The organism is Bacillus sp. CD3-5 (assembly GCF_006349665.1).
In the GTDB taxonomy this organism is placed as follows: domain Bacteria; phylum Bacillota; class Bacilli; order Bacillales; family Bacillaceae_G; genus Bacillus_A; species Bacillus_A paranthracis.
Map to the genome: position 1 here is coordinate 202,077 of NZ_VEPX01000002.1, position 12,866 is coordinate 214,942.

Consider the following 12,866-nt stretch of genomic DNA (forward strand, 5'->3'; position numbering starts at 1 on the left):
ACATCCGTCCGAGCTTACTCATTTTCAGCCTCGGCTCCTCGGAGATGATTTTCAAATAAAGTCTGCACACCGGCTTTCAGCAACATACCGGCTCTCTGGGGAACAGTACACTATTTTACTCTTTCTCGTCTTCAGATTTGTATACTTTGTTAAAAGCTATTTTATGCCATCAGTCGATAAATTGTCAACTAATTCAAAATATATTTTATCCCGCTTTAATGGGCAGTAAGACCCCCACTGATTAAAGTTTCACTTTATTTATATCTTTTTTCGTTCTTCTTATACAATTACTTTTCAAATTCTCGCAGTGCTGCTAAATTTTCATCATCCTCGATAAGTTCAGCGAAAAATCCCGACTCATCCTCACGAAGTACAATTTCAAACTCTTCCTTCGCCTCTTCATTTCTGTTTAACTGCGCTAAATAACAAGCACGATCGTATCTCGCTAACAAATCACTCGCATCAATTTTTAATGCTTCATTTGCTATTTCTTCTGCCTTTCGTGTTTGGCCGGCACCATGATAAGAAGATGCTAAAGAAAGAAGAATTGCTGTTTCATTCGGATGATGTATAGAAGCATTTTCTAATACGTGAATTGCCTCTTCAAACCGTTCTTGACTTTGATATATTTCTCCTAAAGCAAGAAACGCTCTACTTACAAACGGTGTTTGCTCCGTTAATTGTAAAGTAATCTTTTCTGCTTTTCTTTCTTCTCCCATTTTAAAGAATACTTGTGCTTGTAAAAGAAGCGTATCATAATCATCTGGTAACTCTCGAACCATTTGCTTCGTTAATTCTGCAGCATCCCGTAATCTATCTTCTTCCTCACACTCTATGAAAAGATTTACAAGTTGCTTCGCTACATCGTAATCCCATTTACTTTCTAATGATGTTTGCAATACATCTATCGCCTCTTTATACATCGCCACATTCTCATAAAATATTGCAAATCGCTGCGCTGCCATACTATTTTTTTGATTTAACTTTAATGAGATTTCATATAAATCAATGATTGTAGTAATAATCGAAATTTCTTTCGCACGGTTTTTCATGCGATAAAAAGCTCTTGTAATTATGGATTTCTTCGGCTGTTCATTTTGTTGACGTTCAATCCACCTTTCTGTAACTGCAGATGCTGCATACATAAACGCCATACTTCTTTCTGCCTTTTTCACTTTTAATATATGAAGAAAATCTCGTATGTTAGACCATTTCTTATGTTGTTCTATCGCTTTTACATATACATCAAATATACGTTCATTATTTACATCTTTTTGTATCACTTTCATGGCAATTTCAATTGCTTTTGCATTTCTATTTTTCACTAGTACTTTTGCATAATGATATAGAACTTCTGTATGCTCGCCATCTAATCGTAGTGCCTCTTCAATCTGTGCTTGTTCTTTATCTATTTCATCCATCGCTCCATACACATATGCAATCGCATCTAATCGCCATATTTCAGGCACTTCGTCTGCTAATTGTTCTAGTTCAGTCAGCAATTCCTCCTGTAGATTCATTTCTACTGAAAGCTGTGCCAAATATTCCATATTAATATGCAACGGCTCTTCTTTCATCGCCTGAACCATATGACTTTGTTCTTTAGAACGATTTTCTTCTTTTTCGTATATTTCTGCAAGCTGTAAATGTACACCTACGAAATTCCCATCAAGCTCTAAACATCTTTCATACGCTTGTTTTGCTTCCGTCAATTGCCCTAATAGCATAAGTGTTTCACCAATTCGGTAATACGGTAATGCCGTTTCTTTTTGTTCTATCGCCCTTTTATATCTTTTCATCGCTTGGCCATACTGTCCGATAGATTCATATAAAACACCTGTATAACAACCGTATTCACTTACTTCATTTCTTTCTTTTTGTAACGTTCTTAAAAATGCTATTCCTCGTTGTACAAATACTGTTCCTTTCATTCGATTCACATATTCATCTAACGCACTTGCTACATTATATTCGCTCTGCTTTATACCACTCTCTAACTTAGACAATGCTACTTTAAACCCTTCTTCACTTCCACCAAGTTCAACTTCAGCATCCCATAAAACCATTCCTGCATTCATAAGAAAATCTTGACTCTTTTCAATTTGTTTTTCAATACCGAGAATATATTCTTTCGCTTCCTTATACTGTTCTCTTGCCATATAAACTTGCGTAAGTCCGAAGTGAGAATAAACATCATCATGATTTTCTTCTAAAGCACGAGTATACAACGATTCTGCTTCTTCCAGGCTATCATTTTGAAAATGATAGTCACCCAGTTTTACATATAGAGGTGCCTTATCATCACAATTCTCAATACCTTTTAATAAAATTTCTTTCGTACTTTCTTCATCCTTCAAATCAGATTCGTATATTTCCGCAAGTTTCGTATAAATGTATGGTGCATTACTATCCAAATGAATTGCTATTTTAAGCCCTTTTATCGCTAAATATACTTTCCCTAAATGATGCGCACATCTCGCTCGCTCATACCATACATGTGCCTCATTTTTATATTCTTTTAACAAATCATTAAAGATTTCATACGCTTCTTCATATCTTTCTAAATCTATTAATATTAACCCGTGATTCGTTAAAGTAAATCTTTCAGGACTACGCTCTAAAGCTACTTGAGAAAACTGCAACGCCTTTTCAGATTGGTCGATATACATATATGATAAAGCGAGAAAACTCCAAGCAATCGGCTGATCTGCGTCTAATTGTAACGAGGAACGAAAACTTGAAATCGCTTCTATATAACTTTCCTGCTCAAAAGCATACCTTCCGTTTATTAAATGATATAAAGCACGATTATTTTTCTTCTCAACACTCGCAAGCATGTGCCCCGCTTTTTCTAACTCTTCCAGGCGAATAAAGCACTGTGCACCATGTAATTTAACAAAATCTGAGTTAGGAAACTTCTCCATTAACTTTTCTATACAATATAAAATAAATTCTTTATCTACTTCAACATCTAAATGCTTAACCGTATATAACCATGTATTCGGATTATCACTCGTCCCTTTTAAAAACTGTACTAAGTCATGAATCCCCTCTTTATCTTGTTCATCCAAATGATCTGTTAAAGAAAAAATAGATTTAAAATAATGATGTTCTTCTTCATTTAGAAATGATAGTAGTTCCTTTTTTTCTTTCGGAACAAACGTAATCGCTAAGCAGCCTGTATAACGATATTTTTCTTGCAACTTACTATATTCTATAATAACTGGTTCAATAAAATTCGGATCTTGAACATAAAAAGCTTGTAACATATCATCGTAGCCAGCTAGCACTTGCACATGTGAAGCATGCTCAATATCTATACTTAATAAAACGGGAATCCCCTGATCTAACAGTCTCTTATAATTTTCTACATTCCCTTTAAAATAACGATATTCATAACCTAATTCTTCTAAATAAGAAACAGTATCTGAAAACTTCGATCCTGTCATATCAAAAATAAACTCTGCTATTTCATCTTGTGTACGTTTTTCTCCCCATAACTGCAACATCATTTCTAAACTTGTCGGCACACAATAATTATCCTTTTGTACAATGGGAACGATCGGCAGGTGAACCTTTTTTCCATCTGGATTTTTTTCTAAATTATGATATAAAGACCCTTTTAAACTTTTTTCTTCTTTTAATAACTGTTGTAAATCTACAAGTTTATTCATTTTGTACAGTGCTTCTGCTCGCAAATGTACGAAATAAGCTTTATACGCATGATAAGGAAGCTGTTTATTTATGTTATCTATTACTGATAACATATCTTCGTACTCCCCTAAATCTAATACATATTTTATCTTTTCAAAATGAAAATATGGTACTTGCGGGAACTTTACAATCGCATCATCAATTAGCTGTAATGCACGTTTTTGTTCTCCTTTATTCGCATATAACTGTGATAATAAATAGGTAGATAACTCTTCACAATCTTTATGCTGCATACCAGCTATAAATTGTTCTTCTGCTTTCTCCCATTCACCTGTATGCATATAGACGTATCCCCATTTATCAAACACGGCACGTTCACTGTACTCCTCTGCTTTTTGCATATAGATTAGCGCTTCTTCATTTCGTTTCATTTCTAAAAGACATCTTACTAACGTAAAATATGTTTTCGCTAAAAAATCGGCATCTATTTCTTCTTTATTGCTCTCTTCTAAAGCGTCTTTTAGCAACTGTTCTGCTTCAAGAATTTTCCGCTCATCAATTAACTCATCACAATATAAAGAGAGCGTTCTCATATTTGGGAATTTTTTATAAGCGTAGCGAATGAGGAATGAACTGTATTGGTGCATAAGCCCTTCATCAGTAAGACGAATTAATATATCAAACTCCTTATATGAAGGAATATTAGCAAGCCAATTCTTTACATAAGATAAAGTATTCTTTTCTTTTATATATGAAATTTCATTATTTATTTCCTGTAATCCCTCTATAAATCTCTTGTCTTTCAAACAAGCATCTAACTGCTTAAAATCTAGCATGTATTCACCTCGAATAATTTTTTGCACTGCTACTTGCTTAGATTTTACACATCATATTGTATGTATTCAACTAAAATCTCCTATAATAGATAGTATTATTTAATATTATTTGGATTTATAACAAAATATAGTAAAAATGATTGTTTTTCTCCATATTTTGTTTGATTAAATGGAATAACGTTACATGCGGACCTTATCTTTATATAGTTGAAATCAGTACATGAAATTATACCGGCGATAATTTAAATATATCAGCGATTGTATGTCGAATATCGATTTATCGACATTCAGCGACATGTTTCATCGTATTACTACCTATTAACATACTATTTCACCAAATGTAATTTTCATATTCGGAGCGTACACTACTGAAGAATGTATATGAAATGCTTTAAAAAATCGTAGTTCAGCTTCATATTGAGCTAGCGCATTATCATATGTTAATCCTCTGTCTATTAAACGTTCTATAAATTGTGGCTTATCACCCGGATTGCCTGCAATCCCCTCTTCTTTTAATGAATGATACAAACTTTGTTTATCATTATGGTGCATATTAGAATCTAAAAAGTTCACTTTATCACTTACTCTACACTCAATATTTTTCACACCTAATTCACTTAAATATATCGGTATTTTCATGCCTATATTGCCATCTTTACCATTTCTTTGCGTATCACTTTCAAATAATTTCTGCAAAACACCTAGCGGAATAAATTCCGATTGTTTCTCCCCATCTCGTAAATAAGAAGCCATATTAGAAATCCAATGTGGTTCAAAACAGATTATTTTTCCGCCCTTTTTAACTGAATGCATCATTTTTTGTAACATCGTTTTTGGTGAACTCATATGTAACAAGAACGCATGACAAATTGCTATATCGTATGTATCATTCAATTTAATTTCTGTAGCATCTCCCTCAAGAAATTCTGACTCATACGGAAGTAAACGAAACAATTCTCTCGCTTCAGCAAGTAATGTTCCCCCGCTATCAATGCCTGTATACTTTGAAGCTTTTGGAAGTAATGGCATTAATACTAAGCCTAAATAACCATATCCACAACCGAAATCAACGATATGTACGGGCTTATTAATCTTCCAAACTGTATTTACTAAAAAGCTTACATAATCGTCGTTGTAATATAAATCTCTTGTATTTTTTAAATAAGTTAGTTTACTGTTCCAATCATACGTTTCCAACATCTAACGCCTCCTTTTATATACAAAACTAAAGTTCTCTATATAATAGTCGTATTCCTACACTTTTCTTAAAATTTCAAAGCAAAAAGCTAGTGTATTATTAAAAATACCTAGCTTTTTATTTGGAAGAAAAATTTAACAAGTACAATCACAATCAAAACAATCCGTACAATCTAAATCGCCACAATCTGCTTTTCTCTTTCTTTTGTTTCTCTTAAGATAATAATACAGTAGCCCAAACAATAGTATACAAATAGTAAAAGCTATTATTGCTTCTGTATACTTATTTTGAATCATAAAACCAATTCCACTTCCACCTGAAATAAAAATTAGAATTAAGTAAAACCAGAACATCTATGTAAATACCTCCGTTACTATATACCTTAAGATAATATCCAAATAACACTTGATGAAATAAATAACCCCATACCATTACCGCTTAATACACCAGTAGTTACTCTTAGTAAATTTGTGCTACTTCTCCATTTCCACTTTTGGGTAAATCCATCAATAAGTAACGGAATTTGAGCAGAAAATGATAGTATAATTGCAAAAAGAAATGAAAGTGTTATATAAAAATAAATTGGAAACATTAATATACCGATAAGCATGCCTGTACAACGCGCACATAAAGGTATGTATTTTTGTAGTTTAAGAAAACTTCTATCTGATCTTCTATGACAAGGAATTTGTAAAATCATATTTCGAATCAATATAAATCCTCCTCTCTAAAAAGATTTTAATTGATTTTGAAAATTAATTATATATCCAAATAAAAAACAAACCAGGTTTATATACTAAACCCAGTTTGTCAGTTTATTACTATGCTACATCTCCTCAGGTGCCTCCACCCCAAGTAAACGTAACCCCTCTTTTAATACAACCGTCACAGCATACACTAATGCCAGTCTACTGTCTTTCTCTTCACTCTCTTCTAATATACGCACATTCCCGTAATATTTATTAAACGATTGCGCTACATCTAATACGTATTTCGAAATAACCGATGGCTCATTTTTGTTACATGCTGCTTCAATTACTTCCGGGAATTTGTTTAGTAATTTTACGATATTCCAACTATGATCATCTTTTAATGCAAACGTACACGTTTCAAATTCTACACTTTCTTTTCTTAAAATAGAGCAAGCACGTGCATGTGTGTACTGTACGTACGGTCCTGTTTCCCCTTCAAATTTCAGCATATTTTCTAATGAGAATTCAATATTATGCATACGCTCATTTTTTAAATCGTGAAAGATAACTGCACCTACACCGACTTGCTTTGCTACTTCTTCTTTCTGTTTTAAATTTGGATTTTTCTCTTCAATATTTTGTTTTGCAAGGTCTATTGCTTCCTCAAGTACTTCTTCGAGTAAAATAACTCTTCCTTTACGTGTGGACATTTTCTTACCATCTTTTAAAATGAACCCAAACGGTACATGTTCCATGCCATCAACCCAAGTGTAGCCGAGCTTTTTTAATACAGTGAAAAATTGATTGAAGTGTAAACTTTGTTCTGGGCCAACTACGTATAACGCTTTATCAAACGCATATGTGTTTTGACGATATAACGCTGCCGTTAAGTCACGCGTTGCGTAAATCGTCGCACCATCTGATTTTCTAATTAAGCAAGGCGGCATGCCCTCTTCTTCTAAATTAACGACTAATGCACCTTCTGACTCTTCAAGTAAATCATGTTCCTCTAAAATCCCAATAAAGTCTTCCATTAAATTATTATAAAAAGCTTCTCCTTGAAAATTAGTAAATTCCACACCGAGAAGTTCATAAATACGAGAAAATTCTTTTAAAGACTCGTGACGGAACCAATTCCAAAGCTCAACAGCTTCTTCATCACCTTCTTCTAATTTCTTAAACCAAGCACGTCCTTCTTCTTCTAATTCTTCGTCGACTTTTACCTCTTCATGGAATTGAACATATAACTTAAATAGTTCACGTATTGGATCCTCTTTCACTACTGCTTCATTTCCCCATTTTTTATAAGCCGTAATTAACTTTCCAAACTGTGTTCCCCAATCCCCAATATAATTAATCCCTACAACTTCATACCCACATTTTTCAGCGATATGTTTCAATGAATTTCCAATCATTGTAGAACGTAAATGCCCCATTGAAAAAGGCTTCGCGATATTAGGAGAGGAATAATCGATAACAACCGTTTTTTCACATCCAAAATGATTTTGACCGTACTCTTCTTTCTCCGCTAAAATCGTTTTTAATACTTCATCACTTACTGTTTCACGATTAAAAAAGACATTTACGTAAGGACCAACAGCCTCTACTTTCGTAAAAAACGGATCACTTAATTTCTCTGCAACTTCCTTTGCGATAATAGCTGGTGATTTTTCATATTGCTTCGCAAGTGAAAAACATGGAAATGCAGCATCTCCGAATTCATCTTGTTTCGGTGTTTCAATTAAATCTAAAATTTGCTTTTGCGTTAATTCATTCGTAAAAATATTAGATAAACTTTCCGCAAACTGTGTTTTATAATCCATACTACAACCCCCTTATTTTTTTAAACACAAAAAACTCGTCTCTAAAAAAGAGACGAGTTTGAACCCGTGGTACCACCCTTGTTGTTCATTACGAACCACTTTCCCGTTTATAACGAGGACAGGGGGCCTCGGCTTACTCTACTATTCGTTCAAGAAGCATCTCCGAAGTGCGCTTCATCTTTTTCTTCCGCACTAGGCTCACACCATCCCTAGCTCGCTTTCCTTCTAAAAAAGACTACTCTCTTCATCACAGACAGTATATTTAATTAATTATTGCTTATTATACATCTTTTCAAACAATTAGCAAGGGTCAATTACACCAAAGTGAAACTTAGCACTTTTTCTTTTGTATACGTAAAAATTATGTTTTTCAAATCTAGAACTACGGAAATGGTCTTTCAGAACGACACGCTTTCTCGCCACTCGCTTCGCCTCCGCAATTGTTTCATCAGTAATATCATGATACAAAGCGAAATGTTTTAATCCTTTAATTCCGTCAGATTCTATGACAGTTTCTTCAAACATCGGATCGAGATAAACGATGTCATAGCTATTATCTTCACATTGTTTTAAAAATGCGAAGTGCTCCGTTTGCTTTACATCAATTCGTTGCATTGCTTCATCAATTTTAGAAACGGATGAAGACCATGTTTTCAAACCATTTTCCATAATATAAGCCATATACTCATTGCCTTCAAGTCCTGTTACTTTTCCGCTTTCACCAACAATATAACTAGCTACAATACTATCTGATGCCATCCCGAGCGTACAATCTAACACTGTCATTCCTCTCTCTAATTGCGTGGCTTGTACAAACGGATCGTGTTCTCCGCGCATTAACCTTTTCACACGAAACATCGCTGAGTTCGGATGAAAGAAAAACGATTCTTCCGTACCTTTCGGATAAATAGCTAATCGGTTCTTCCCTACGACAAGTACATCTTGTTCATACTGCTCATGCAGTTTATGTACTGGTATGTCATTACGTTTAACGAAAGAAGTATTTAATTCTGCTGCTACCCGGTTTGCATAATCTGTCATTTCTTTGTTCGTTCTTCCTGCTGTTGTTACTATCATTGTTTCACCTCTATATAAAGAAAAGAGGGAGATTTACTCTCCCCCTTCTTTAGCAATTCTTTTCGAAAGCTTGTTCTAAGTTCGTAATAATTTCGTCCATAGTTGCACCTTCAATTTCATGACGGTGAATGAAGTGAACAACTTCTTTTCCTTTTAACAATGCCATAGATGGTGAAGATGGAGGAATTTCTCCGAAGTATTCACGCATTTTTGCAGTAGCATCTTTATCTTGACCTGCAAATACAGTTACAAGATGATCAGGTTGTTTTTCAGCACGAACAACCGCTTGACCTGCTGATGGACGTGCTAAACCAGCTGCACAACCACAAACAGAATTTACAACTACTAAAGTTGTACCTGTTACGTTTTCCATAAATTCTGTTACAGCTTCTTCTGTAGTTAACTCTTCAAACCCAGAGCGCACTAATTCTTGACGCATTGGGATTACCATTTGGCGCATGTATTCTTCATAAGCATTTGACATCTTGTAATCTCTCCTTCAACTTTCATTCCAAATTCATCATATCACGCTCTATTAATAGGTGCAAAAGAAAGATAACGATGATTTTATTTTTTTGTAGGGATTTCACAAATCCCTTCGCGGCAATGTCCAACTGGGACAAGTTTTCTATTGTTAGCGATATAATCGTATACTTTACTTCCAAAACCAAGTACGATAGATAGCTTTATAAAAGGAACTGCAAACCAATAAGATGGAACGGCCTTTGCTAATACATGTATGCTATGAATGCCGTCATACCACTTATTATTTTTTAAAATATACAGTCTTTGTTCCATCTTACTTTGTAATTCTTGAGAAAGTTCATACTTCTCAACTACATCTTCATCTCGAAATGAAACAAATTTCATCTTACCCTTTTTATCTAATTTTTTCGTACGTTCTGCAACCGCCGTACACATCGGACACCAACTATCATAGAAAACAATCATACATTATTCCCCTTTACGAGACTCCGTCATTTGTTTCCATACAGAACCTTTTGCTTCTTCTCCGCCTTCAATACGCTCTAATGCTAGACGTGCTTGCATCGCTACTTCAAACTCTGGATCATCTTGCGCTGCTTTTAATGCTGGAATCGCACTTTCGTCTCCTAGTTCAAATAAGAACATCGCTGCACGCCAGCGTACTAATTTACTTGGATCTTTCAGAGATTTAATCATAACAAACATCGCTGCCGGATCACCTACATCTGATAAGCAATCACCCGCTGTACGACGTACACTTACTGAACGATCTAATAGCGCTTTATATAATAACGGCAATACTTCATCACCTTTTACCATACCTAAATATGCTGTTGCTAAACGGCGAATCGAAACTTTTTCATCATCTAACGCCATCTTCAACACTGGAATATCTTCTTCTGTAGGATCCATTTGTTCTAATGCTGCAAAACGTTTTTTCCAGTCAACATCTTTCATCATCTCTTCTGTTACTTTATATGGCTCACGCTTTTGAATCGTTACTTCAACAGCACCTGCTTGATTTAATAATTCTTTAACCGTTTCATTTACACGTTCTTCTGAATAAGCAGCAACAATTTCTTCTACTACTTCTTTCCCGATTTCTTCAAAATTACCGTAACGTGTACTTTGTTCCACCCATTTACGCTCTTTTACAACGTTTGGTGCAGACATTTGAACTTTCATAATTGATTCTTTAAAACGATCTGGTAAACCAACACGTTCTTCCGTCGTTCCATCTGTTAACTTTACTTGCATTGGAATTGTAAAGAACATTTGAACAAACACTTTCACTTCTCCAAAATGAGCAAGTTGTTGCTCTTCACTTTCTTCCACTACTTCTTCGCCAAAAACAGCACGAACTTGCTGTAATAAAACTTTCCAGTCATACTTTGCATTTCGCTCGACTGCTAAAAAGTCGGCTACATGATATACACCTTTAATGCCTTCAATTTTCAAAATTTCTTGCACTTGCATTGGTGCTTGTTCTTTATTTTCATTTGTATAATTATTACGTGCTCCTGATGGTAATACTTCATTCAAAATAACTTTCATTGTATTTGGACTTGGCGTCGGTTCAATTGCTTTAATCTTCACGTAAAAACTCTCCTTTATTGCATGTTCTTAGCTGTATTGTAACATGTTATCACTCTATACTCCTACTCGGATGCTTAATTTTACTATTTACTTTTCTACATTGCTGGAAAGTTTCATTCATTCTATTTTCACCTAATCATTCCATAACTATAGTTAAAAGTATAATTGACAATTACATAAAAAGGGATTAACCTTAACTCATAAAATGACCGAGGTCATTTTATGAACAAAGTCATTCAAAGGTGGAGTGATAACAAATGAACAATGTCATAATTATTGGTGGCGGTATTGCTGGACTTTGCGCAGCAATTTCCTTACAAAAAATAGGAATAGAAGTAAAAGTATATGATAAAAACAATGAGCCTACTGTTGCTGGTGCGGGTATTATCATTGCTCCAAATGCAATGCAAGCACTTGAGCCGTACGGAATTTCTGAGAGAATAAAAAAATTCGGCAACGAAAGTAACGGCTTTAAACTTGTATCCGAAAAAGGAACTATTTTCAATAAATTGATTATCCCAGCTTGTTATCCTAAAATGTACTCTATTCATAGAAAAGATTTACATCAATTGCTACTTTCTGAACTACAAGAAGATACTGTCGAATGGGGAAAAGAATGTGTAAAAATAGAACGAAATGAGGAAGACGCCTTAAAAATAGTATTTCAAGATGGTAGTGAAGCATTTGGCAATATACTGATTGCTGCCGATGGTATTCATTCTGTCGTTCGAAAACAAGTAACACAAAGGGATAATTATCGTTATGCAGGATATACGTGTTGGCGTGGCATAACTCCTACTAATAATCTTTCTTTAACAAATGACTTTATTGAAACTTGGGGAACGAACGGTAGATTTGGTATCGTCCCTCTTCCCAACAACGAAGTATACTGGTATGCGCTCATAAACGCGAAAGCTAGAGATCCAAAATACAAAGCTTACACAACAGCAGATTTATATAATCATTTCAAATCTTACCACAATCCCATACCATCTATTTTGCATAATGCATCGGACGTTCATATGATTCATCGTGATATTGTAGACATTATGCCAATGAATCAATTTTTTGAAAAACGCATCGTTTTTATTGGGGATGCTGCCCATGCACTTACTCCGAATTTAGGCCAAGGTGCTTGCCAAGCAATTGAAGATGCGATTATTTTGGCGGAATGCATCAAAAATAATGCCCATTATCGTCAAGCATTTTTAGAATATGAACAAAAACGACGAGATAGAATTGAAAAAATCTCAAACACTGCGTGGACAGTTGGAAAAATGGCGCAAATAGAAAGTAAACCTTTAACTATAGTAAGAAATGAAGTAATGAAACGTATTCCAAAATGGATTTCTGAAAGGCAAGCACATGAACTATACAACTTTCATTTATAATAAAAATAAGAAACAGCATTCTCTATCCTTCTTTCAATTACATTAAACTTAATCATGAAGTAAGATTTTATTTGAGATTATCTATTAAACATATATAATTGTTTGTGTTAGGA

At 34.4% G+C, this 12,866-nt stretch carries 10 protein-coding genes and 2 other annotated features (1 of these 12 only partly in view); of the genes, 1 reads left to right on the top strand and 9 read right to left on the bottom strand.

Translation table 11 applies throughout. From position 1 onward, the window contains the following. Positions 1-141 (bottom strand) — a binding site (T-box leader) (it extends 99 nt beyond the left edge of the window). A gap of 146 nt (positions 142-287) precedes the next feature. From FH036_RS06040 to FH036_RS06080, 9 genes are all read right to left on the bottom strand, one after another. Continuing rightward, the gene (locus FH036_RS06040; RefSeq protein WP_139895513.1) at positions 288-4,490 is read right to left on the bottom strand and encodes a bacteriocin-processing peptidase family protein; all 4,203 of its coding nucleotides are present in this window, start codon (positions 4,488-4,490) and stop codon (positions 288-290) included. A 318-nt stretch (positions 4,491-4,808) separates the two neighbouring features. After that, entirely contained in the window at positions 4,809-5,687 is an 879-nt protein-coding gene (locus FH036_RS06045) for a class I SAM-dependent methyltransferase (RefSeq protein ID WP_139895592.1), read from the bottom strand. 135 nt (positions 5,688-5,822) lie between these two features. Further along, positions 5,823-6,041 (bottom strand): hypothetical protein, encoded by a 219-nt coding sequence (locus tag FH036_RS06050; protein WP_000498526.1) that lies wholly within the window; start codon positions 6,039-6,041, stop codon positions 5,823-5,825. Between the two features lie 29 nt (positions 6,042-6,070). Then, the gene (locus FH036_RS06055) at positions 6,071-6,400 is read right to left on the bottom strand and encodes a DUF2085 domain-containing protein (RefSeq protein WP_000620803.1); all 330 of its coding nucleotides are present in this window, start codon (positions 6,398-6,400) and stop codon (positions 6,071-6,073) included. Between the two features lie 114 nt (positions 6,401-6,514). Then, on the bottom strand, positions 6,515-8,203 hold the full coding sequence (gene argS, locus FH036_RS06060) for an arginine--tRNA ligase (protein ID WP_139895514.1): 1,689 nt from the start codon (positions 8,201-8,203) through the stop codon (positions 6,515-6,517). 45 nt (positions 8,204-8,248) lie between these two features. After that, positions 8,249-8,463: a binding site (T-box leader), on the bottom strand. A gap of 40 nt (positions 8,464-8,503) precedes the next feature. After that, positions 8,504-9,280, bottom strand: coding sequence for a class I SAM-dependent methyltransferase (locus tag FH036_RS06065; protein ID WP_000637469.1), 777 nt, complete (start codon positions 9,278-9,280; stop codon positions 8,504-8,506). Positions 9,281-9,329: 49 nt separating this feature from the next. Continuing rightward, positions 9,330-9,764, bottom strand: a complete 435-nt coding sequence (locus FH036_RS06070) for a BrxA/BrxB family bacilliredoxin (RefSeq protein ID WP_000063713.1) — start codon at positions 9,762-9,764, stop codon at positions 9,330-9,332. 83 nt (positions 9,765-9,847) lie between these two features. Then, on the bottom strand, positions 9,848-10,231 hold the full coding sequence (locus FH036_RS06075) for a thiol-disulfide oxidoreductase DCC family protein (protein ID WP_000634875.1): 384 nt from the start codon (positions 10,229-10,231) through the stop codon (positions 9,848-9,850). 3 nt (positions 10,232-10,234) lie between these two features. After that, entirely contained in the window at positions 10,235-11,362 is a 1,128-nt protein-coding gene (locus FH036_RS06080) for a conserved virulence factor C family protein (protein WP_000692584.1), read from the bottom strand. A gap of 257 nt (positions 11,363-11,619) precedes the next feature. Between FH036_RS06080 and FH036_RS06085 the strand changes: the two genes are divergently transcribed. Further along, positions 11,620-12,753, top strand: a complete 1,134-nt coding sequence (locus FH036_RS06085; protein ID WP_001066846.1) for an FAD-dependent monooxygenase — start codon at positions 11,620-11,622, stop codon at positions 12,751-12,753. The last annotated feature ends 113 nt before the right edge of the window (positions 12,754-12,866 follow it).